Annotated in this window: 26 protein-coding genes and 2 pseudogenes; 12 read left to right on the forward strand and 16 right to left on the reverse strand. The window is 67.4% G+C overall.

Translation table 11 applies throughout. The features are described 5' to 3' along the window. Positions 1–113 precede the first annotated feature (113 nt). Positions 114–1,556: a dolichyl-phosphate-mannose--protein mannosyltransferase gene (locus VET27_RS17790; protein WP_526520589.1), complete on the forward strand. Its 1,443-nt coding sequence runs from the start codon at positions 114–116 to the stop codon at positions 1,554–1,556. A 129-nt stretch (positions 1,557–1,685) separates the two neighbouring features. Beyond that, positions 1,686–2,542, forward strand: a pseudogene (locus VET27_RS17795) (hypothetical protein). Between the two features lie 48 nt (positions 2,543–2,590). Here the strand turns inward: VET27_RS17795 and arcA are convergent. Continuing rightward, positions 2,591–3,796 (reverse strand): arginine deiminase, encoded by a 1,206-nt coding sequence (arcA, locus tag VET27_RS17800; protein WP_526520458.1) that lies wholly within the window; start codon positions 3,794–3,796, stop codon positions 2,591–2,593. Between the two features lie 46 nt (positions 3,797–3,842). Here arcA and soxR point away from each other — a divergent pair, with 46 nt between their 5' ends. Together soxR and VET27_RS17810 are read left to right on the forward strand one after the other, a co-directional pair. Then, positions 3,843–4,274 carry a redox-sensitive transcriptional activator SoxR gene (gene soxR / locus VET27_RS17805; protein ID WP_526520460.1) on the forward strand — a complete coding sequence of 144 codons (432 nt, stop codon included), beginning with the start codon at positions 3,843–3,845 and terminating at the stop codon, positions 4,272–4,274. A 40-nt stretch (positions 4,275–4,314) separates the two neighbouring features. Continuing rightward, entirely contained in the window at positions 4,315–4,911 is a 597-nt protein-coding gene (locus VET27_RS17810) for an alpha-ketoglutarate-dependent dioxygenase AlkB (protein ID WP_526520591.1), read from the forward strand. Here VET27_RS17810 and VET27_RS17815 read toward each other — a convergent pair. Together VET27_RS17815 and VET27_RS17820 are read right to left on the reverse strand one after the other, a co-directional pair. Continuing rightward, entirely contained in the window at positions 4,908–5,567 is a 660-nt protein-coding gene (locus VET27_RS17815) for a DUF5642 family protein (protein ID WP_526520462.1), read from the reverse strand. The genes VET27_RS17810 and VET27_RS17815 overlap by 4 nt on opposite strands. A gap of 28 nt (positions 5,568–5,595) precedes the next feature. After that, entirely contained in the window at positions 5,596–6,252 is a 657-nt protein-coding gene (locus tag VET27_RS17820) for a DUF5642 family protein (RefSeq protein ID WP_526520464.1), read from the reverse strand. A gap of 69 nt (positions 6,253–6,321) precedes the next feature. On the opposite strand from VET27_RS17820, the gene bsh reads away from it, so the two are divergent. The 4 genes from bsh to VET27_RS17840 all read left to right on the forward strand — a co-directional run bounded on the left by bsh (position 6,322) and on the right by VET27_RS17840 (position 9,453). Next, on the forward strand, positions 6,322–7,299 hold the full coding sequence (gene bsh / locus VET27_RS17825) for a bile salt hydrolase (RefSeq protein WP_526520466.1): 978 nt from the start codon (positions 6,322–6,324) through the stop codon (positions 7,297–7,299). 74 nt (positions 7,300–7,373) lie between these two features. Continuing rightward, positions 7,374–8,084, forward strand: coding sequence for an envelope biogenesis lipoprotein LpqN (lpqN, locus tag VET27_RS17830; RefSeq protein ID WP_526520468.1), 711 nt, complete (start codon positions 7,374–7,376; stop codon positions 8,082–8,084). Positions 8,085–8,149: 65 nt separating this feature from the next. Next, positions 8,150–8,536 carry a hypothetical protein gene (locus tag VET27_RS17835; RefSeq protein WP_526520470.1) on the forward strand — a complete coding sequence of 129 codons (387 nt, stop codon included), beginning with the start codon at positions 8,150–8,152 and terminating at the stop codon, positions 8,534–8,536. Positions 8,537–8,580: 44 nt separating this feature from the next. Further along, entirely contained in the window at positions 8,581–9,453 is an 873-nt protein-coding gene (locus VET27_RS17840) for a hypothetical protein (protein ID WP_526520472.1), read from the forward strand. Between the two features lie 3 nt (positions 9,454–9,456). Here VET27_RS17840 and VET27_RS17845 read toward each other — a convergent pair whose 3' ends face one another. The 5 genes and pseudogenes from VET27_RS17845 to VET27_RS17865 form a co-directional block, all read right to left on the reverse strand. Continuing rightward, entirely contained in the window at positions 9,457–10,278 is an 822-nt protein-coding gene (locus VET27_RS17845; protein ID WP_526520474.1) for a shikimate 5-dehydrogenase, read from the reverse strand. After that, positions 10,278–11,279 carry an acetyltransferase Pat gene (pat, locus tag VET27_RS17850; RefSeq protein ID WP_526520476.1) on the reverse strand — a complete coding sequence of 334 codons (1,002 nt, stop codon included), beginning with the start codon at positions 11,277–11,279 and terminating at the stop codon, positions 10,278–10,280. Before pat ends, VET27_RS17845 begins: the two co-directional genes overlap by 1 nt. Positions 11,280–11,311: 32 nt before the next feature. Beyond that, on the reverse strand, positions 11,312–11,767 hold the full coding sequence (locus tag VET27_RS17855) for a hypothetical protein (RefSeq protein WP_526520601.1): 456 nt from the start codon (positions 11,765–11,767) through the stop codon (positions 11,312–11,314). 9 nt (positions 11,768–11,776) lie between these two features. Continuing rightward, positions 11,777–12,207: pseudogene (locus VET27_RS17860) on the reverse strand (DUF6328 family protein); the annotation flags it as partial. 23 nt (positions 12,208–12,230) lie between these two features. Further along, the gene (locus tag VET27_RS17865) at positions 12,231–12,500 is read right to left on the reverse strand and encodes a Rho termination factor N-terminal domain-containing protein (protein WP_526520478.1); all 270 of its coding nucleotides are present in this window, start codon (positions 12,498–12,500) and stop codon (positions 12,231–12,233) included. 166 nt (positions 12,501–12,666) lie between these two features. Here VET27_RS17865 and VET27_RS17870 point away from each other — a divergent pair, with 166 nt between their 5' ends. Further along, entirely contained in the window at positions 12,667–13,092 is a 426-nt protein-coding gene (locus tag VET27_RS17870; RefSeq protein ID WP_526520480.1) for an STAS domain-containing protein, read from the forward strand. On the opposite strand, the gene VET27_RS17875 is transcribed toward VET27_RS17870, so the two are convergent. The 6 genes from VET27_RS17875 to VET27_RS17900 are packed head-to-tail and all read right to left on the reverse strand — an operon-like array spanning position 13,089 to position 17,163. Further along, a complete protein-coding gene (locus tag VET27_RS17875; protein ID WP_526520482.1) occupies positions 13,089–13,712 on the reverse strand; it encodes an SAM-dependent methyltransferase in 624 nt (207 codons plus the stop codon). The genes VET27_RS17870 and VET27_RS17875 overlap by 4 nt on opposite strands. Then, a complete protein-coding gene (locus VET27_RS17880; RefSeq protein ID WP_526520484.1) occupies positions 13,712–14,479 on the reverse strand; it encodes a PIG-L deacetylase family protein in 768 nt (255 codons plus the stop codon). The genes VET27_RS17875 and VET27_RS17880 overlap by 1 nt, the downstream gene beginning before the upstream one ends. After that, a complete protein-coding gene (locus VET27_RS17885; RefSeq protein WP_526520486.1) occupies positions 14,476–15,420 on the reverse strand; it encodes an acyl-CoA dehydrogenase in 945 nt (314 codons plus the stop codon). The genes VET27_RS17880 and VET27_RS17885 overlap by 4 nt, the downstream gene beginning before the upstream one ends. Continuing rightward, complete coding sequence (locus tag VET27_RS17890; protein WP_526520488.1) at positions 15,417–16,145, reverse strand: glycosyltransferase family 2 protein; 729 nt, start codon at positions 16,143–16,145, stop codon at positions 15,417–15,419. Before VET27_RS17890 ends, VET27_RS17885 begins: the two co-directional genes overlap by 4 nt. 53 nt (positions 16,146–16,198) lie before the next feature. Beyond that, positions 16,199–16,498: a hypothetical protein gene (locus VET27_RS17895; protein WP_526520593.1), complete on the reverse strand. Its 300-nt coding sequence runs from the start codon at positions 16,496–16,498 to the stop codon at positions 16,199–16,201. Next, positions 16,483–17,163, reverse strand: coding sequence for a mechanosensitive ion channel family protein (locus VET27_RS17900; protein WP_526520490.1), 681 nt, complete (start codon positions 17,161–17,163; stop codon positions 16,483–16,485). The genes VET27_RS17895 and VET27_RS17900 overlap by 16 nt, the downstream gene beginning before the upstream one ends. Before the next feature lie 101 nt (positions 17,164–17,264). Between VET27_RS17900 and VET27_RS17905 the strand changes: the two genes are divergently transcribed. Then, entirely contained in the window at positions 17,265–17,417 is a 153-nt protein-coding gene (locus VET27_RS17905) for a hypothetical protein (protein WP_526520492.1), read from the forward strand. A 10-nt stretch (positions 17,418–17,427) separates the two neighbouring features. On the opposite strand, the gene VET27_RS17910 is transcribed toward VET27_RS17905, so the two are convergent. Beyond that, positions 17,428–17,664, reverse strand: a complete 237-nt coding sequence (locus VET27_RS17910; RefSeq protein ID WP_526520494.1) for an HVA1 family protein — start codon at positions 17,662–17,664, stop codon at positions 17,428–17,430. Between the two features lie 80 nt (positions 17,665–17,744). On the opposite strand from VET27_RS17910, the gene VET27_RS17915 reads away from it, so the two are divergent. Continuing rightward, on the forward strand, positions 17,745–18,545 hold the full coding sequence (locus VET27_RS17915; RefSeq protein WP_526520496.1) for an alpha/beta fold hydrolase: 801 nt from the start codon (positions 17,745–17,747) through the stop codon (positions 18,543–18,545). Then, positions 18,542–19,705, forward strand: a complete 1,164-nt coding sequence (locus VET27_RS17920; protein WP_526520498.1) for a PP2C family protein-serine/threonine phosphatase — start codon at positions 18,542–18,544, stop codon at positions 19,703–19,705. Before VET27_RS17915 ends, VET27_RS17920 begins: the two co-directional genes overlap by 4 nt. Here the strand turns inward: VET27_RS17920 and VET27_RS17925 are convergent. Continuing rightward, entirely contained in the window at positions 19,702–21,891 is a 2,190-nt protein-coding gene (locus VET27_RS17925) for an ATP-binding SpoIIE family protein phosphatase (protein WP_526520500.1), read from the reverse strand. The genes VET27_RS17920 and VET27_RS17925 overlap by 4 nt on opposite strands. Positions 21,892–22,046: the final 155 nt, after the last annotated feature.

Raw genomic sequence — 22,046 nt, forward strand, 5'->3', positions numbered from 1 at the left:
TGACCGCCCCGCCCATCGAGCCCGACGTGGCCGCCGTCGAGAGCAGCCGCTCGGTCCCGGTCATCAGCCCGGGCCCGCTCGCGCCGATCGGCGACTTCGGGCCGTTGGACCGGATGCAGGGCTGGGCAATGACGTCCGTGATCATGGCGCTGGCTGCCCTGACGCGGTTCCTCAACCTCGGTTCGCCCACCGACGGCGGCACCCCGATCTTCGACGAGAAGCACTACGCGCCGCAGGCCTGGCAGATGCTGGGCAACCACGGCGTCGAGGACAACCCCGGATACGGCCTGGTGGTGCACCCTCCCGTCGGCAAGCAGCTGCTGGCGCTCGGTGAGGCCCTGTTCGGTTACGACGGGCTGGGCTGGCGATTCGCCGGCGCGGTCTGCGGCGTCGTCGTGGTGGTGCTGGTGGCGCGGATCGTCCGCCGGATCACCCGGTCGACGCTGATCGGGGGCATCGCGGGCTTGCTGATCATCGCCGACGGCGTCAGCTTCGTCTCGGCGCGTACGGCGTTACTGGACGTCTTCCTCGTGGTGTTCGTGGTGGCGGCGTTCGGCGCGCTGATCGTCGACCGCGACCAGATGCGCGAGCGGATGCACGACGCCCTGTTCGAGGGCCGCATCGCCGAGACACCGTGGGGACCCCGTCTAGGGGTCCGTTGGTGGCGGTTCGGCGCCGGCGTGCTGCTCGGTCTGGCCGTCGCGACCAAGTGGTCCGGCCTGTACTTCATCCTCTTCTTCGGGCTGATGACGTTGGCGTTCGACGTGGCCGCACGGCGTCAGTACCGCGTCCCGCGGCCGTGGCTGGGCACGCTTCGGCGTGACTTCGCACCGGCTGTCTACGTCTTCGGCCTCGTCCCGCTCGGCGTCTACCTCGCGTCGTACGCGCCGTGGTTCGCCTCCGAGACGGCGGTCGATCGGCATCAGGAGGGCCAAGCGTTCGCCGAGGGCGGCCTGATGCCCGATGCCTTCCGGTCGCTGTGGCACTTCACCTACGGCGCCTTCAAGTTCCACTCCGGGTTGACCAATGCGGCGGGCAATCACCACCCGTGGGAGTCGAAGCCGTGGACGTGGCCGATGTCGTTGCGGCCCGTGCTGTATGCGATCGACCAGGACAACGTGGCGGGTTGTGGCACCCAGTCCTGTGTCAAGGCCGTGATGCTCGTCGGGACGCCGGCCATGTGGTTCATCGCGGTGCCCGTCCTCGCGTGGGCGGTGTGGCGGTCGTTCGTCAAGCGCGACTGGCGGTATGCCGTGGCGCTGACCGGGTACAGCGCGGGCTTCCTGCCGTGGTTCGCCGACATCGATCGCCAGATGTACTTCTTCTACGCCGCGCCGATGGCTCCATTCCTGGTGATGATGATCGCGCTGATCCTCGGCGACGTGCTGTACGCGCCGAGGCAGAACGCCGAACGCCGAACTCTGGGCTTGCTCGTCGTCTGCATCTACGTCGCGGTCGTGATCACAAACTTCGCGTGGATGTATCCGATTCTGACGGGTCTGCCGATCTCGCAGTCGACGTGGCACATGCAGATCTGGCTGCCCAGCTGGCGTTAGCGCGACCCGTTTCGCCTCGCCCACGTTGATCTTGCGTGTACGGTCGCGATTCGATGTTATCCACAGCCGTGGAGGCAATTTCAACGCAGGGTTGCGAATTTTGTCGCTCCGAATGGCGACGATCACGGCATGCAGGACGTCTTCATCGGCAGCGAACGGCTGGCACTGGGTGCGCTCACACGCGGGCAGCTGCGGTGGAACTACGAGTCGATCTTTCCGGGCGTCTATGCCCCAACGGCAACGATCACCACGCTGCAGACCCGCACCGTCGGCGCGTGGCTGTGGTCGGGCCGGCACGGCGTCATAGCCGGGGGGCGGCGGCCGCACTGCACGGCGCTGCGTGGGTCGACGCCGAGACGCCGATAGAGCTGGTTGGTAGCTGCTGCCGTTACCCAGAGGGCCTGGTCGTGCGCAACGAGCGGATGCTCGACGACGAAATCGTCGAGATCGCCGGGCTACCCGTTACCAGTTTGGCCCGCAACGCCTTTGATCTGGGCCGCCACTTGCCTCGCGATCACGCCGTCAGGCATGTGGACGCTCTGGCCCACGCGACGGGCGTGCTGTCAGCAGACGCGCTGGCGTTGACGGGGCGGTATCCCCGAGCGCGCGGACTTCGCCGGGCGGAGGTCGCACTCGACCTCATGGACGCTGGCGGCCAGTCGCCGAAGGAGACGTGGCTACGACTGCTGATCGACGCCGGATTTCCCCGCCCGAGAACGCAGATTTGCGTGAGCGACCGTGTAAACGATGCCCTCCTCGACATGGGTTGGGACCAACCGATGATTGGCGTCGACTACGACGGAGACCAACACCGCACCGACAGGAAGCGGTATGTCCACGACATCGGTCGAAATGAGCTCGTCCGGCGCCGAGGTTGGCTGGACCTACACGTCGTTGCCGAACATTCGCGGACGTTCATCATCCACCGAGCCGCCGATGCCTTCACCCGTCGGGGCCACCCGTTGACATTGCGCTCAAGGTCGTGATTCGTCGGGGATCGCGACCGTGAGCGCAATGTCAACGCGTGACGGGAACTACAGCGGGTCGCGGGCGACCGGGCACGACATGCACCGCGGACCGCCGCGGCCGGTACCGAGTTCCGACGCCGAGATCGGCAGCACCTCGATGCCCGAATCTACCAGGCGCGCATTGGTTTCCGTATTGCGTTCGTAGGCCACGACCACACCCGGCGCCAGCGCCAGCGTGTTGTTCCCGTCGTCCCACTGCTCGCGCTCGGCGGTGATGGGATCCAGGCCCGTGTCGATCACACGCAGCTTGTCGATGCCCATCGCATCCGCCGCGGCATCCACGAACGGCGCCGCACTCGCGATCGTCACGCCTTCCGACTTCTGCCGGATCGTGAACGCCGACAGGGAATCGACGATGTTCGGGTACATCACGACCGCATCCACGTCGACCATCGTGCAGACCGTGTCGAGGTGCATCTGCGCGCGCTCCTGCGCTATCGGCACGGCCAGCACGGTGTGGGCGAGCCCATCGTCGAACAGGCTGCGCGCCAACGCTTCCGCACCAGCAGGCGTCGTCCGCTCACCCACGCCGACGGCGACCACGCCCGGTGCCAGCAGCAGTACGTCGCCACCCTCGACGGGGGCCGATCGCGACTCGTAGGCCCGCCGCACCCCGAGGAACCGCGGATGGTGCGCGTAGATCAGGTCGGTCAGCGACGTCTCCCGAATGCGCGCAGGCAGGGCCAGTGACGTGATCGCCACCCGCGGCCCGATCCAGAATGACGAGTCGCGCGTGAACAGCAGGTTCGGCAGCGGGCTGATGACGAAGTCGGCGTCGTGATGCATGCGCTGCACCAGCGACAGTTCACCGCCGAGGAACGGCAACTCGCTGAACGTCATGCCCGCCATCAGGATGCGAGCCAGCGACTCGACGTCGAGCGTCCGCAGGTACGCCGAGAGTTCTTGCGCCAGAGGCAGTCCCAGTCGGCGGCTGTCGACAGCTGCCGAGATGCCCTGCATGCGTGCCGCGCCGCTGGCGAGGGCTTCGGTCAGGAGGTCGGCCATCAACAGCACCTCGACACCGCGCGAGCGCAAAAGCGACGCGAACGCGTCGTGCTCCTCCTGCGCGCGCGCCACCCACGGCATCCCGTCGAACAGCAACCGGTCGTTGTTGCGCGGGGTGAGGCGCTGTAGCTCGGGCCCCGGCCGGTGCAGGATGACGACCCGCAGCGGCCCTACCTCCGAGTTGGCGCCCAGCGTCGTGCCTGTCATGTCTAGAACCGTAACGTGAACCGCCACCTCAACTACGGTTGAGGTCATGGACGTGCTCGAGCTGACTCCCGGCCAGATGAGCCTTCGCAGCGGCGTGGCGGTGTCGGCACTGCACTTCTACGAGCGCGAGGGCTTGATCGTCAGCAGACGCACCTCGGGCAATCAACGCCGGTACGCCCGCGAGACGCTGCGCCGAGTCGCATTCATCCGCATGTCGCAACGCCTCGGCATTCCGCTGGTGCGCATTCGCGAGGCGCTCGCGACGTTGCCCACCGATCGGGTTCCCACCAGCAAGGACTGGGCGCGTCTCTCCGCGGGCTGGCGCGCGGATCTCGACGAGCGGATCATGCATCTGCAGCGCCTGCGCGACAATCTCGCCGGCTGCATCGGCTGCGGCTGCCTGAGCCTCAAGACCTGCGTCCTGACCAATCCCGACGACGTGCTCGCGCAGCGCGGACCCGGCGCGGCCAAACTGTAGCTTCGAACGTCTGTGCGATAAACTCGCGCACGTGACTGGGATCGATCTCGCGATTCAGGAAGCACTGTTCGACCACGACGAGCGGCGCGACCTGGGTGACGGCGCGTGGATCGACATTCGGGCGGGATGGCTCACCGGTGCCGAAGATCTGTTCGAAGCGCTGATGGCCGAGATCCCTTGGCGTGCCGAGCGGCGTCAGATGTACGACCGGGTGCTCGACGTGCCGCGGCTGGTCAGCTTCCACGATCTGGTGTCCGAACCCGCGCCGCACCCGGCGGTCGCACGGCTGCGCGTCCGACTCAACGACATCTACGCCCGCGAGTTGGGTGAGCCGTTCACCTCCGCCGGGTTGTGCCTGTACCGCGACGGCAGCGACAGCGTCGCCTGGCACGGCGACACCGTCGGCCGCAGCCGGACCGAGGACACGATGGTCGCCATCCTCAGCCTCGGCGCGACACGGGTGTTCGCGTTGCGTCCCCGCTCCGGCGGCCGGTCCCTGCGCCTGCCGCAGAGCCACGGCGATCTGCTGGTGATGGGCGGTTCGTGTCAACGCACGTGGGAGCACACCGTGCACAAGACCGCCAAGCCGACGGGTCCACGGATCAGCATCCAGTTCCGCCCGCGCGACGTGCGCTAGCTCCCGCGCACCGCCGCCACTGCTGCGGACAGCAGGTCGCGCGCCCGCTGCGTGTCGACCGGAACGACGGGCTCGTTGGGCACCACCAACGGGTTCGCCGTGACGATCACCATGAACGTCGAGAAGCTGGCGACGTAGTTGTAGAGCTCGCCGGTGGCGGGCTTGTCGGCGACCACCGTCTGCACCACGCGATGGGTGCCCAGGGTGCGGACGCCGTCGATCGTCGGAGACTTCACGACCTCGACGAGACCTCGGACTCCACCGCCGGCGAACGCGACCTTCTTGCACCTGTCACCCCGGTCCGGGAACTGCAGCGCCTCCGAGGTCTCGACGGCGATCGCGATGAACCGGTTGCCGTCGCCCTCGGCCGTCGTCGCGGCCATGTTGCCCTTGACTCCCGGCGGCACCACCAGACCCGTCGCCACCTTCGCGCAATCCGGCGGATCGAACACCGCGCCCTGCGGAATGGCTTGCGGCGCAAGCAGACGCGGGTCGATCCCGGTCGGCGCGACGGTGCTGACCTTGAACTCGGGTCCAAAGCCCGACTTCACGTCGAGCACCTTGGCGATGTCGCCCTTGGCGTCATCCGCGGGCGGATCACCCGAGCACGCGGCCAACGCGATCGCGGCGGCGAGGGCGAGCAGCGTCCTGAGCATCGCCGCCAATCTACCCGCCCGCGGGCCGTCACCCGCGGATCGCCGCCACCGTTTCGACGAGGAGCTCCGACGCCACGGCAGGACCGAGCGATGGGGCCGACGAACCGGGGTCGGTCACCACCGTCACGTAGGCGGCGTGGTCGCCCAGGTACGCGATGAACGTCTCAGCGTGCGAATGGGTTTCGATGCCACCCTCCACGGTGGTGGTGGCGTCGGTGATCATGCCCAGTGTCGCCGCCCCGTCGATCGCGGGCGGGTCGACGAGGTTGACCACACCGCTGGTGTGCCCGGCCGACAGGGTCCACGTACCGCACGCATCCACCTGCGCCTGGTCCACGCCGACGGTCGCGTCGGCCACGACGGCGTAGACGATGCCGCCTGGGCCGGAGGCTGACCAGCCGTGAACGACGCCGTCACCGACCGGATCGGCGAGCCCTCCGCACGGCGACGGGTCAGCCGTCCACGCCTGGCCGAAGCCCCAAAGGGCCACTGGCGCAGTCCGACTCGGCAGGATCGCGAACTCGTAATCCGTTGGCAGATGAACGCGGACGCGCTCCACCCTCGCGGGGCTCACCCCCGCAGGCGCCGCCGACGACGAGTTCGCCACCCCGGGCGGCACGGGCGCGACGGATTGCCCGCATGCCGCGCACAGCGCAATCACCACGCAGTACGCGAACACCCGCATGAAGCCTTGGTACCACGGCTACGCTGACGGGCGCCGACATCGTGGTCGGACGCGCCGAGAGGACATCAGATGTGCACCCGAGTCTTGTGGAATACCAATGACATCGCCGTCCTGACCGGCCGGAGCATGGATTGGCCGGAGTCGACGGAACCGCTCATCGTCGCCCTCCCCCGGGGTCAGCAGCGCGACGGCGGAGTGATGCAAGGCGAGGTGGTGGTCCCCGAGAACCCACTGCGTTGGACCAGCACCTACGCCAGCCTCGCGACCACCGTCTACGGCACCGGCATCGGAACCGTCGACGGCCTCAACGAACGCGGGCTGGCCGTCCACGGGCTCTACCTCTCGTCGACCGAGGTCGGCCCGCGCAGGCCCGAACTCCCCGGGCTGCACACCGGACTGTGGGCGCAGTATCTCCTCGACCAGGCCGCCACCGTCTCCGAGGCACTGGCGTTGATGGACGGGGTCCAGTTGGCGATGGTGAGCGCACACGGGTTCGATGCGACGCTGCACCTCGCGATCGAGGACGCCGACGGCGACTCGGCGATCATGGAGTTCGCCCACGGCGAGCTCGTCATTCACCACGGCCGCGAGTTCACCATCATGACCAACGATCCGAGCTATGACGAGCAACTGAAGCTGCTTTCGACACGCGACTTCTCCCATCCCAGCCGAGAGATGCCCCTCCCGGGGAACGTCAACGCCGTCGACCGGTTCCAGCGAGCCGTTTACTACTCGGCTCTGTTGCCCAAGCCCGTGAGCGAGCGCCAGGCGGTGGCCAGCGTCATGGCGATCATGCGCAACGCGTCGGTTCCCTTCGGCGCGCCCTATGCGGAATTCGGCGTGTACAACACCGAGTACCGGTCGGTCTGCGACCTGACCCACCTCACCTACTTCTTCGAGCTGACCACCAGCCCGAGCACCATCTGGATCCGACTGGACGGCCTCGACCTCGACGAAGGGGCCCAAACGACGGCGATCGATCCGTACGACGAGTCGCTGACGGGCGACGTGACGGACCGTTTCACGCCATGGGAGATCGGTTTCTGACGGTACCGGCCATTCGACGTGTACCTTCATTTTGCCGACCGCTGACTCGGCGCGCTTCCCCGACAGGAGACCTCATGAGAACGCACACCAACGCGGGTGGCGCCGCCGTCGCCCTCCTCGCTCTGGGACTGGCCCTCGCGGGTTGCGGGTCGGACTCGAAGACCGAGGCGTCCTCGTCCTCGTCGTCGTCGACGTCGAGCTCGTCGGAGAGCAAGAGCGCATCCACCAGCAGCGCCGCGCCGACGGAGGCCGCGGGCGCCAATCCGACCATCGCGGACTACATCAAGGAGAACGGCATCACCGAAACCCCGGTCAAACGCGGGGATCCCGGTGCGCCGACGGTCGACCTGCCGACGCCCGAGGGCTGGGAGGATGCGGGCCCCAAGACTCCGGAGGGCGCCTACGGTGCGATCGTCTTCGCCGATCCGTCGATGGCAGCCGATCCACCGTCGATCGTCGCGATCATGTCCAAGCTGACGGGCAACGTCGATCCAGCCATGATCTTCAAGTACGCACCCGGCGAACTGAAGAACCTGCCCGGTTACGAGAGTGCAGGTGACGGCGGCGATGCCAAGCTCGGCGGCTTCGACGCCTACCAGATCGGCGCGACCTACGTGAAGGACGGCGCCAAGCGACTCGTCGCGCAGAAGACCGTCGTCATTCCGGCCGCGGACGGCAACGGGGTCTTCGTCCTGCAGCTCAACGCAAGCGGCACCGAAGACCAGATCGGGCCGCTGATGGACGCCACCTCGATCATCGACGAACAGACCACCATCACGCCCTGATCGGAGCGTCCGCAGCTAAGATTTCGCTCCAAGCTCTCAGCCACGCGAATCCGAGGAGAGGTGCCATGACCTCCGCTCAGCAACCCGTTCCCAGCGAACCACCTCCTCCGCAGCGCGGGCTGAGCCGTGAAGAACGCGGCCGTGACGTCAGCGAGGCACGGGCGGCCGCCGAGGCCGAGACGTCGAAGTTCAAGCGGTTCCTGCACGCGATGAGCCCGCGATTCGTGTGGTCGATGGCCGAGGGCTATCCGGTGGTGCTCAAGCAGTTCATCCAGTTCTGCCTGATCATCATCTATCCGGCGTGGGTGTTCGCCGTGCTGTGCGGCGGCCTCGCGACCCTTCTCTTCTACGTCACGGTCTACCCCGTTCTGTGGGTGCTCTTCTGGCCGATGCGCCAATCTCAGGAGAAGAACCACCCCGAGGAGTACGCCGCCAGCCAGCAGAAGAAGTAGCGCGGCGCCTCGTGGGTCTCTTCGGCCGCTCAGGCGGAGTACGGGTGACGGTGACGCCCGAGGTCGTGCGGCCGCGGCAGACGGTCACGGCCACCATCACGACCGACAAGCCCGTTGAAAAGGTCGCGACGGCGACGCTGGAGTGGGGCTACGACAACTTCTACCGGTACCACTGGGCAGGGTGGGCCGACTCGGCGGCCGCGGCGGGCAACGATTCGATCCTGACCGCGGGCCAGGTGGGCACCAACTACGGCGGCGAGCGCGACACCGACGACTGGGTCTGCGTCACCCGGGTAGACCTGCCGGTGGCGGCCAGCGAGTTCACCGCTGCCTCGGCGACGTTCAAGGTGCCGTCGTGGGCGCCGGGTTCGTCGCCGCAGATCGCACGGTGGTCGGCTCGGCTCAGAATCGAACGCGGCGGCCGCGACGTCGACGACCGCGGTGACTTCACCGTCGTCATCGGCGCCGCCGACGTGGAGGCCGAAGAGGAGCCGATGGAGCGCATCTGGGGTTCCGGTGACACCGAGATCGACATCGTGCTCGGCTCGCCGGTGTACCGGGCCGGCGAGACGATCAGCGGCCAGATCGTCCTGCGCCCGAAGATCGACCTGCCCAACGGCGACGTCGCGGTGTACTGGCAGCGCCAGCGCGAGTCCCATCCGCTGGTGCGCCATCCCGCTGAGGGTGGCGCCCTCGATGGCCGAATAATGCAGTTGGACAAGAAGGTTCCGCTGACGGCGGGCACTCAGCTGACCCTGCCCTTCGCACTGCCGATACCCGAGGACGCGGCACCGACGGCGTCGGCGGTGCACTCGTCGCTGTCGTGGTTCGTCGCGGCCCGGATGTTCTACGCTGGCTTCACCGGGCATCAGATCGAGCGGGTCCGCCGACCGATCACCGTGGTCAACGCGCCCTGACTCTCAGGCCCTCGAGATCGCCGACGCCTCGGCCACCTGCTCGGCCGTCGGGCGTACCCCCGTGTAGCGCTCGAACTGCTCCGCTGCCTGCAACGCGATGACCTCGGCGCCCGTCACGACGTGGACGCCCGCGGCACGGGCCGCCTGGATCAGCGGCGTCTCCGACGGCAGCGCCACCACGTCGAACACCGTGTCCGCTCGGGCGATGGTCGCCTCGTCGAAGGCCCGCTCGGACGCCTCCGACCCACCGGCCATGCCGATCGGGGTGACGTTGACGATCACGGACGCGGCGTGGGAGCCGACGTCGGTGTCGTAGTCGTAGCCGAGCCGGTCGGCCAGAGCGCCTCCGCTCTCCTGGTTGCGTGCGATCACGATGCCGGACGTGAAGCCGTGGTCGCGGAACGCCGCGCCGACCGCGCTGGCCATCCCACCGCTGCCGCGGATCAGCACCCTGCCGCTTGCGTCCAGACCGTGGTCGTCGATGAGTCGCTGCACGGCCAGGTAGTCGGTGTTGGATGCGCTCAGGTGCCCGTCGTCGTTGACGATCGTATTCACGGAGTGGATGGCACGGGCCGACGCCTCGACCTCGTCGACGAGTGCGATGACGTCCTCCTTGAACGGCATCGAGACCGAACAGCCACGGATGCCCAAGGCCCGCACGCCGCCGATCGCGGCGGTGATGTCGGTGGTCGTGAACGCCTTGTAGATGAAGTCGAGGCCGAGCACGTCGTACAGGTGGTTGTGGAACCGCGTACCGATGTTGCTGGGCCGCGCGGCCAGCGAAATGCACAAACGAGTGTCCTTGGAGAGAGGCGGCCGTCCCATCAGCCGACCGCGCGGATCACTTGACGTGCGGCGGCACGGATGTCCCGGTACAGCTCGGCAGAGAGCGTCAGGTCGCGCATCAGGGGTACGTCGAAGGCGGTCGTGACCACGCCCAAGTCGTCGCGGTGCCATTGCGCACCGTAGCGGTCGAGGATGGCTCGCATCGGAACATTGTCCGCCAGCACCCTGGCGGTGAATCGCCGAATGCCCTCGCTTCGCGCGGTGACCGCGAGCGCTTCCATCAGAAAGCTGCCGATCCCCCGACCCTGATAGTCGTCACCGACGATGAACGCGACTTCCGCGACGGTCGGTGTCGCCTCGCGGACGTACCTGGCGTCGGCCACGACCGGCGCATCGATGGACGTTCCTTCGGTCAGCACCCAGACGAAGTGATCGACGTAGTCAACTTCGAACAGGTAGGCCCTCAGCGCCGCGGTCGGTGAGCGCGTCGACTGAAAACGTCGGTAGAGCGTCTCGCTGGAGAACTGCACGGGTCCGTGGACGTTGCGCTCGTTGTCCCCGGGAAGCACGGGCCGTAGGTGCAGGTGGGTCCCGTCCCGCAAGGTCACCGGGATGGGCGTCACGAAGGTGGCCAAGCGCTGCCGTGCCGTGCGTACCAGCCTGTCCGTCATCGCGGGCACGTCGAGCATGGCCGCAATGGCTTCCCTGCCGCCCACCCAGCCGCTGAGTTGCTCGGTCACCGTGACGGTCGCCGTCCGCGGGGCGTCGCGCAGGAGGGCGATCTCGCCGACGATGAGTCCCGGCGTCACCTCGACCTCGATGGCATCGCCGTCGGCGCCGACGTGCACGATCCGGGCCCGCCCCGAGCCGATCAGCAGGAAGATGTCGGCTTGCTCGCCTTGACGCATGAGCACCTGGCCGGAGGGTGCTGTGAGCGGTCGCAGAAGCCCCGCCAGCGGAACCAGGTCTGCGGCTGGGCAGCCCGAGAAGAACTCCAGGGCAGCCAGTTCGTCGGCGCTGACGGTGATGGAGTCCGCCACGTGGACGAGGTTACGTCATGGCTCGCCGGGGGTCACTCGAAAGCGGTGGCGTCCATGGGCGGACCGTTGAGGTCGCTGACCTGTTTGTCCGCGACGGCCGTCGCGACCGCCACGCCATCACGCACCATTCCGACGATCGAGACCTCGTCGTTCACCGCGAAAGACGTTCCCGCGCCACCGATCAGACTGCCGCGCTCGGTGATCGCATTCGTCTCGGAGTTGACGACGTACGTTCGCGCGTAGCCGTCGACACTCTGTGCCGTCACCGACGTCGGTGACACCGCGACGAGCTTGCCCTGCTGGCTGACCGGCTGCTGAACGGCAGGAGCCGACGGCGTGACCTCGCGAGCGACGGTCGCGCGGCTGCCGACGGCGTGCACCGCAAGGACCGCAACGATTGCCGCGAAGGCGACGGCGAAGGCCGCAACGGTGATGACGTAAATGGCCGACGACCGGCGCTGGCTGTGCCGCAGATGCTTGGAGGCCATGCCCGACTCTAACTTTCCTGGCTCGACTGGCGACGGCATACCCGCGACCGAGCGGCGAGAAACCCCCATCCACAGCGGAATGACCACCCAGAACGCCGTGAATGCGGCCAACGCGACGGCGCCGGCGACCACTTCCGCCGGGTGCCCGGCAACGGCGTCGAATGCGGTAAATGTCCACCGGGGCGATCAGCAACACCGACGCCGCCATCGCGCAGGAAATGGAGGCCAGGAACACCCCTTCGCATGGCACCGTCGAGAACGTCGAAGCGCTACTGGGAGGGCAGCGTGAGGAGAGAACCCGTCAGCAGTTGGATGCCGGTTTGCACCACGCGCAGTTCCTGGAGCAGGCTCGACCAGTTGCGGTCCAGGCGCTCGGTCGCGGTCTCCGACCGCCCATCCCGGTTCTAGCTCTGGTCATCCTCGGGATGTTCGACGTCCACGTCACACGCCTCGTGCAGCAGGTTCAGTGGTTGCGCAGTTCTTCGACCAACTCGCCCTTGGTCAGCGACGAGTAGCCGGAAATCCCGAGTTCCTTCGCGCGCTTCTTCAGTTCCGGCACCGTCCAATCGTCGTAGGAGCCGGCCTTGCCGCCCTTCTTCCCCACCGCCGACGCGCCGCGCGCGGCAGCGGCGTTCGAGATGCGTTCGGCATCGTCACCGCCTCCAAAGGTCGATACCGACGGATTGCCCCCTGGTCCGAACGACAAACACAGCAACGACGAGGGAAACACCATTGTTCGACTGGCGAATTCGTACTAGGCTCGGGTACCGGTGGAGCTGCCAGCCATCCGATGACGTCATCGACGCCCGGCAGGCATTGCGAGCGGCGGCTTTAGGCAACAGGGCCCGTTCTCTTGACGTAAGTCTCATATTCGAGCACTTTGCCCAACGGAGATCACCGTGCCCCTAGCCCCCGGCACACAATCCGGTAGACCGCCGCAACCACGCGAACGCGTCCAGATCGCGACGTCGCTCATTCGCTCCTCGATCGTGCTCGTCACCGCGGAAGGCGAGATCGACGCGGCCAATGCACTCGCGCTCAGCAAGTACGTCGAGGCCGAACTGGACACCGTCAGCCGTCTGATCGTCGACCTACGAGCGCTTGAATTCTTTGGCACGCAAGGGTTTTCGATCCTGCACCGAATCAACGTCATGTGTTCGCGGCACGCCGTGAACTGGGTGGTGTTGGCGGGTAGCGAGGTCGACCGGGTGCTCCACATCTGCGATCCCGACGGAGGGCTCCCGGTCGCCGACACCGTGGAGGGGGCCGTCACCGCCGTCGTCCGTCCGCCGCGCAGCCATCTCCGGCTGGTGTCGGACCGCTAGCGCTGGGCGCGCGCGCCCGGAACGCCGGTGCGCACGGCGACCGACTTCGCCTGCCCCTTCTGCAGCACGTCGATGACCACGTCGTCGTCGCGGTACCGGGCCACGCCGTTCAAGTCGGCCGTGGCGCCGATCAACTCGTGCACCTCGTCCCCCGAGAGCGGGTAGTCGCTTACCGGATGTCGCCAGTGTGCGGCGACGATGGTTGCGCCTGCGGTGAGGCGCGCGCACTCGCGGTCCAGCACTCTTCGCAATGTGTCCCCGGCGAGGTAGTACGCCACTTCGGACAGCACCACCAGATCGAAGTCGGTCCTCGGCCAGTCGGCATCGAGCGACGCCCGGTCCAGCGTGAGGTTCGGCCGCTCTCCGACGCGATCGCGTGTGGTGTCGAGTGCCGCTCGTGCCACGTCGCAGGCGGTGACGTGGTCACACCGATCGACCAACCGTTCGGTCAGCGTGCCGATGGAGCAGCCCGGTTCGAACGCGTGGCGGTACCGCGGGTGCGGCAGCATCGCCATGGTGATCGCATACTTGCGCTCCTCGTACCAGCGGTCTGCGAGTCGCCACGGGTCACGCGCGGCGGCGTAGACGTCGTCGAAGTAGCTGTCGGGCAACCGCTGCATCAGCGAATCACCGCCTCTCCGACCGCGAACAGTCGTTGCAGGACGAACGGCGGCAACACCACGTCCATGTCGGCTTCGTAGGGCGTGAACTGCGACTGGAACGCCGCGACCGCCTGCAGCTTGCGGGCTACCGCCCCGCGGTCGTGCGGCATCATCGACATCCGGTGCCAGGGCACTGCTGGATCGTTCGGCCGCGCCCAGTGCCACATCCACACCGGGTACTCCAGGAGCACCGCGTCGGTGCCCGCGACCGCCTTGGCAGCGCTGCGACCGACGGCCTCGTGGTCGGGGTGGCCGTCACCGCGCCACGTGGCGGCGCACCACAGCCCCGACGGACCCGCGGTGACCATGTCGGCCAGCAACGCGGTCAACTCAGGCTCCTCGTCGCTCAGCTCACCGTCGGGCAGTCCGAGGCAGACCGGCTCGCCGAGGCCGAGGACCTTGGTGGCATTGCGCAACTCCGCGCGACGGTCGCGCTCCAGCCATCGTCGTTCCAGGGGTGACAGCCCTGGGACGGAACCACCTCCGTCGCTGACGGACACGACGGTGACCTCGACCCCGCGCGAGCGCAGCAATGATGCGGTGGCACCGAAGCCCAGCGTCTCGTCGTCGGGGTGAGGTGCCACGACGAGCAGGGCCGGACAATTGGTGAGATCGAGGGCCGGAATCCCGTCGACCCATGCGCGCCACTCGGCCGTCGGGGTGCCGCCACCCGAGATCGGTTGCGCGGCGAACCTGGCGCCGTTGCCCGAGGTCGTCGTGCTCACCTGGCCGCCACCTTGCCGAGTGCGGCCAGATCGCGCTCGGCGTGACTCTGCCGCACATAGATCGTCAGGTCGGCGACCCGCTGGGCATGCCGGCCGTCCAGCACCAGCGGAGCCGGCCCGAGTGCCCGGCCCGTGCGCACGATGGCTTCGTCGACCGCACGTTCCACGACGGCCCGGACCCGACGCGCGATGAGCTCGGCGCGACCATCGTGCGGTTCCGCATCGACGAAGCACGCCGCCGACACCAGCATCGCCTCCGCCGCGGCGAGCGCCGCGTCGACCGCGCCGAGGTGGGCGTGTGCGTGCACGTCGGCCGTCGCGCCTTCATGTTCGTCCGCGACGGCGCGGTAGAGCGGTGCGGCGACGCCACGGGCACCGCCCAGCCAGCATGCCGCCACCCCCATGGCCCCGTGCCAGAAGCCCGGCCTGGCGAAGTATTCACCGGGTAGTCCGACGGGCACGCCGATCGCACCGCTGAGCTGGACCGAACGGGTGTCGCTTTCGCGCATGCCGACATTGCGCCAGTTTTGCGGCAAGGGCGCCACCCCGTCCTGACCGAGTTCGACGGCGTAGAGCCCGCGCAGTTTGTCGTCGCGTCGCGCGGTGATCAGGGCATTCGTACAGATTCCCGCGCCCGAGCACCACGCCTTGGTCCCGTCGAGTACGGCCCGACCGTCGTCGTCCTCGCGGACGGTGATGATGGACTGCGGGGCCTCGGCCGCCCACACGCCCCACAGTTGTCCCGCAGCGGGAGCCGGGCCGCCGAGTTCGGACAGGATTGCCAGCGCGTCGGTGTGCGCCTCGGCCAACCGCCCCGCCACGACGTCGTTCTCCGCCATCGCGGCCAGCTTCCACCACCGCGAGCCCGTCCGGCCGGAACCCGGTGCCGGAAGCTGGAGTTCGCCCGCCTCGAGCCAGCGCCGAACCAGCGCGGCGGTCATGCCGCGCCTCCGCGCCGCGACACCGATCTGAGGTACGCCGCGAATCCCCTCGGGGCCCGTCCCTCGCTTCTGGCGGAGGTCTCCACGGACAGGCCGGCATCCCGGTGAATTCGACGGCCAGCCTTCTCGAAGCGCCGCACCAGGTCGACGTCCTCCCGGGACGGGAGAGTGGCGAATCCGCCTATCCCCCAATAGGTATCGGCTCTGAAACCCATGTTGGCCCCGTGGACGTGACCATGACCCCCACCTCGGCGGTGCGACTTGGCCCGGTAGGCGGCCAGATAGCGCTGCATGGATGACGCCGAGAAGTGCCGCCAGTTGGTCACGCGGACGACGCCGAGCACCATGTGGGCATCGGCCTCCATCTGGCGCACCAGCCAATCGGCGTCGACCCGGCTGTCCGCGTCGGTGGTGGCGTACCAGATGCGCGCCTCGTCGGATACTTCGATGCCACACACCGAACGCGCGTAGGCGAAGCCGGCAGCCCGCGACGCCCCGACGTTCTTGGCGTCCACCTCGACGAAATGGACGTCGTCGCCGAATCGGCCTGCCAGATCGGCACTTCGGTCACTGCAGGCATCCAGCACGACGATCGTCAACACGGGCATGGCTGCACATGCCGCGGCGGTGAGAATCGCCTTCAGGCACAGCGGAAGACTCTTCGCCTCGTCGTGTGCCGGGATGACGACCACCGCACTATCGAAGGTCTCTGCGCTGGGTTTCACCCTGACCACCTACCCGACCGGATGCTACCGAAACCACATCGAGCTAAAGGGAGCTAAAGGTGCGGCGCTTCCTTGATCTTGCTGTCCTCCTTGCCGGCGGTCTGACAGAAGGTCTGAACCGACAACTTCGTTCCGGTGATCTCGAGCTGGGCTGCGTCGGTGCCCTTCTCGTCCTTCAGCATCTTCGACACTGCGGTCTGCTGGTCGGCGTCGTTGGCCGCCATGTAGTCCTTGCACGAGGTGTCGCCACCCTCGACCTTCGCACCGCAGCCGCTCAGGGCACTCAGGACCACGCCCGCCGCCATCACGCTCGTCATCACCTTCACGCGCTTCAAGGTCAAATCCTCCTGCATGGTTGCTGTGACCGCCATGGTCCACGTCCATGTGCCCCAACGGGGCCGCGTCGAAACGTCTGGCTGCACCGACCGGCACGGTTCAGCCCGCTATGACGCCTTCTACCCCGACTTGCCGAACTCGTCGACGACGGGCTCATCGTCATCGCCGCGGTCATCTTGTTCACGACCTTCTGAGCCGGGTCACGAAACGTCGACACGCCCATCAGTGCGGGCTGGTCGAGAAGCAAGGACGGTAGGGTGTCGTCCTCCATCGCCTGCTCGGAAACGTCCTTAAAAACGTCGTTGACGCGGTTGAGGTCCGATGACGCGGGGACGGGGATGTCTACGACGGCACGCGCCCAATCCTTGGCCAGGTTAGGCGTTTTCGCGATCTGCCCGTTGGGCACGGTGAGCATATCTCCATCACTGGTCCGCAACTTGGTCACCCGCAGCGTGACGTCCTCCACGGTTCCCACCGCGTCATTGTTGGCGGCGACCGTGAGCTGGACGAGATCACCGAGGATCCGGCCCGCGAGGTGACGTATGACGCGGGTCGCCACGATCGCGACGAAGATCACCACCACGATGTGCACGCCCCTGGTGAGAAGCCAGTGGCCGAACTCGGACGACCACAGCCCGTCCCAAGTCTCTCTGAACTGAAGTGCGTTGTTGGTGTTGGTCATAACGAGATTCACCCTGACTCGAGCCAGTGTTCCGGTCTCCTTCGTAGCCGTCGTTCCGTGCTCCGTCAGCGTTCCCGACCGCCACGGCGACAAACACCTCGATGGCGGAAACTCGGCGCATTCTGCGTTTCACCCGGGCAGGCATGGGAATTCGGCACGCGGTCGCCGTCTTCGAGAATCCCGGCGACCTCGCCGCTCGACTCGACGAGTCGCCGATCGGCCGTCTCGTCGCAAGCGCGTCCGACGGCGGGTGAACGCCGTACCTCAATCCTTCCCCTTGCGAACGGCTTCCGGGTGATGCACCGCCTCACCGCCGCTCTTGTCGCTGCGGAAGAGATACTGCGGATCGTCCTTCGACGCGCGGACCGTGCGCTTGGCCGCCTTCGTGTCGCTGGTGATCTTCTTCTCGACCTTGTCTTCGGCCGTACCGCCGTGGCTCTTCCATCCAACCTCGTCGCCCTTTGAGAATTCGTCGATCTGCCATGCCGCGGTATTACCCACCGTCGGGGCAATGAAAGCTCCGAATTCAGTGGGTGAGGATCGATCGCCGCCGCGGGGTGGCGTCGTGGAAGGATGGCCGGGTGGACGTGCGCACGAGGAACAACGTGACGTTCGCTGGCCCCGAGTCGGGAACGACTGTGATGCTGGCTCACGGGTTCGGCTGCGACCAGAGCCTCTGGCGTCTGGTCACCTCCAGGTTGCAGGACCAGTTTCGGCTCGTCCTGTTCGACCACGTTGGATCCGGGCAGTCCGAACCAGGAGCGTGGAACGCCGAGCGCTACTCGTCGCTGCAGGGTTACGCCGACGATGTTCTCGAGATCGTCGAGAGGCTCGATCTGACGGACGTCGTCTTCGTCGGCCACTCGGTCGCCGCCATGATGGGCGTGCTGGTCGTCGCCAAGGATTCGACTCGCGTCGCGAAGCTGGTGCTCCTGACGCCGTCGCCCTGCTACCTCGACCACGACGACTACACCGGCGGTTTCTCGCGCGCTGACATCGACGAGCTTCTCGAGTCGATGGAGAGCAACTACCTCGGCTGGTCACGTGCCATGGCCCCGAACGTCATGGGCACACCCGATCGACCGGAGCTACAAGCGGAACTGACCGATGCCTTCTGCCGCAACGACCCCGCGAGGGCTCGGGTGTTCGCCCGCACGACGTTCCTCTCCGACAACCGCGCCGATCTTCCCCTGGTCCGCATACCCGCGCTGGTGATCGAGTGCACACACGACACCTTGGCGCCCCGTTCGGTCGGCGCGTACACGCACGAGCACATCGCGGGCAGTGAACTCGTCACGATCGACGCCACCGGGCACTGCCCGCAGCTCAGCGCACCCGACGAGACCGCGGCAGCGATTGCCGCGTTCGCGGTCGCTCCGTGACGGGCGGCATCGACGACCTGCAGGACGCGTTCGACAACGCGCCATGTGGCTACGTCGTCACCACTCCCGACGGGGAGATCCGCGCGGTGAACGCGACCATGGCGTCGTGGCTGGGGCGTCGGCGAGAGGCACTGATCGGCACTCCGTTCACGACGTTGCTCACCGTCGGCGGCCGCATCCACTACGAGACGCACTTCGCGCCGATGCTCTTGGCGTCGGGCGTCCTGAGTGGCGTCACCGTCGACCTCGTCGCGTCGGATGGGCGGCGGATCCCCGTTCTCCTCACGGCGAACGTCAAGGCGGGCCCCAAAGGGCGCCCCGCCCTCGTCCGCATCATCGCCGACGACGCCACCGACCGTCGGTCCTACGAACGTGAACTGCTCGCCGAGCGCAGGCGCGCCGAGGAGGAACGCGGCCGGGCCGTGAGTCTTGCCGAGACGCTTCAGCTTTCGCTTCTTCCGCCGTCGTTGTCTCCGCCGCCCGGTCTCGAGGCCGCGGCGCACTATTACAGTCCCTCGGCCGGCGACGTCGGCGGCGACTTCTATGACCTGTTCCCGCTGTCCCGTGAGAGGTACGGCTTCTTTCTCGGTGACGTCTGCGGAAAGGGGGTCGCCGCAGCCACCTTGACGTCACTGACCCGCTACACGTTGCGGGCCGCCGCCGTGAACGACCAACATCCCGTCGGTGTCCTGCAGACCCTCGACAGCGTCCTCAAGCAGGACACCCACGCCGAGAGGGGATGGTTCTGCACCGTACTTTTTGGCTTGATCACCCTGTGCGCCAACGGTTTCGACGTCGAGATCGCCACCGGTGGTCACCCACCACCCCTCCTGCTACAGCGCGAAGGTAGCGCGCGCTACGTGCCGACCGACGGCGGTCAGGCCGTGGGACTGTTCGCCAAGCCGACGTTCACGTCCGTGCGGATCACGTTGGTGCCCGGCGACACCCTGGTGGCCTATTCCGACGGGTACACCGAGGCACGCACGGGTGTCGGATCGGAACGCTTCGACGACGAGGGCGAGCTCCTGCGGTTCGCCACGACGCATTCACCCAACGACGCGCACGGAATCGTGGCGGCCATGCAAGCCCTCGTCGACGATCTCGGTCCCGGGGTCGAGGACGACGCCGCCGTTCTCGCCCTCGGGGTGCCCCGCAACTAGTCGAGCTCGAAGGTCATCGTCACCGTCGTGCCCGTCGAGGTCCCATTGAGGGTGACGTCGCCACTCACGGCCCGCATCAGGGGCACCCCTCGGCCGCGCACCCGAGGGTTGACATCGGGCAGCTTCCACGAGCCGAAATCGGTGCAGCGGATGCAGATTCCGCGCCCCTTCGCTTCGGCGTACACCAGCATGCGCCCCGGTTCGGTGGCGCGATACCCGTGTTCGATGCTGTTGGTGCACGCCTCGTTCACGACGAGCACGATGTCCCCGGCGAGGTCGTCGGGGATGCCGGTCGCCCTCAGCCACCTGGTGATCTGGCCTCTGACGTCGCTCAGCTGATCGGGCGTCGCCAGCACGTCGATCTCCAGCGGTGCGGGTGGCCGTCGATAGACCACGATCGCGACGTCGTCGTCGAACCCGTCCTTCGGCGCCAATTGGCTCAGCACGGCGTCCGCGACGACCTCCGCCGGGGATTCGATGGTTTCGCCAAGCACTTGGCCCGCTTGGTGAATCCCGTTGTCGATCAGGTCTTCTCGACGCTCGACGAGTCCGTCGGTGTACAGCATCAACGTGGCACTCGGCGAGAGGAACTTCGAAGCCTGCGGTCGTGGGCCCGACTTCTGCACCCCCAGCGGCACCGAAGTGGCGCCCGTCAGCGTTTCCGGTGTCCCGCCGGGCACGGCGAGCAGAGCGGGAACGTGGCCCGCGCTGCTGTAGGTCATCTCCCCCGAGTCGGTGTCGATGATGCCGACGAAGACGGTCGTGCAATACGCACCGGCGATGAGCGCCGCCGCCGAGTCGAGTTCGTCGAGGATTCGGCCGGGGGCGGCTCCGTTGATCAGCAACACCCGGGCCGAGCTGCGAAGTTGCCCCATCACCGCGGCCGCCGACAGGCCGCTGCCCACGCAGTCGCCGACGATGATGCCGATGTGGTGGTCACCCACGGCGAGCACGTCGTACCAGTCGCCGCCGATCTCGAACGGAGAGACCGCCGGGTCGTACCGGACCGCGAAGCCGACCGGTGGCTTCGTCGTCGGCGTCATCGTCCGCTGCAGGGTCAGCGACGCCTCCCGGGCGTTCTCGAACTGGCGGACGTGCTGAACGGCCAAGCTCAGGTGCCCGACGAGAGCCGTGACGAGCAGCCGATCGTCCTCCCCGACGAAGCGCGGTGTGCGATGTTGCAGCCACAAGGCGGTGGGCCCCGACCCGGACAGCACCACCATCAGCCCCAGCCAGGGCCCGGACGGCTCCGCCGTTCCGATCGCCCGCACCGACAGCGGGGGCCAATCCAGCGCCTCCTCGAATCTCGCCTGCAGTAACGGGTCGAGATCGCCCCAGCTGGTCGGTTCCGGCGACTCCGCAACCTGAACCTCGGGATCGGTACCCGACTTCGTCCACATGACGGCGATGACCCGCTGGAGATCGATCGCCGTTCGCAACTCTTCGAGCACGATGTCCAGCACTTCGGCGACGCTGGTGGCTACTCCCACCGCGGTGGCCAGCCGCACGACTGCATTCTCGCGGGCAGCCAAGGCCCGCGCCGCCGTGACGTCGCGGATCGTCCCGACGTACGCGTCCCGGTCGTCGCCGTCTGCAGTGACCGAGTTGATGCTCACCGCCGCCCACGTGATTCGACCGTCACGGTGTCGAACCGGCGTTTCGGACTGAAGGCTGCCGTTCTCGACGAGTTGGGAAAGCCGCCCGCTCGCGGCGTCCTCGTCGACCAGCCACGGGTAGGGCCACTCGTAGGGCAACCCGTCGGACCCGCAACCGGTGATGGCGGCGAAGGCCTCGTTGACCTCGATGACGGTGCCCGCGCGGTCGACGACGAAGAACCCCTCCTGCAAGGAGTTCACCAACGCGGTGCGGAACGCGGTGCGGTCCTCGAGCTCGTCGGCCCTGGCGCGTTGCTGCTCATAGCGCTTGGCCCGGTCGATGAACCCGCGGGTGGCGGCGTCCAGGGCGGCCAGCGTTCGGAGGAGGAACGGCAAGGCAGTCATGGCAGACGACGCGGGCGTCTCCTCGAGGAGTTGGAAGTGACTCTCGACGATCGCCGCAGTGCTGACCCGGTCCTGTGAGGCCCTGCGGCCGAGATCGTGGCCCGCCGCGAGACTGGCCTCGCCGCCCTTGTCGAGATGCCGTCGCAGCGCTGCGGAGTAGGCGGCGAGGAAGTCGTCAGCGACCATCAGGTGGAGCCCCGGCGGCGGGCAACCGGAACCAGCGCGTCAACGATCACTTGCGTGTGTTCCCGGAGAATGCCATTTGCAACCGTTTCTGCCGAAGTTGCACGCTCACACCACTCGGCGAGTCACTGATCTTGACATTAACCTCACGGGTGAAG

The organism is Mycobacterium sp. (genome assembly GCF_035633495.1).
GTDB lineage: Bacteria > Actinomycetota > Actinomycetes > Mycobacteriales > Mycobacteriaceae > Mycobacterium.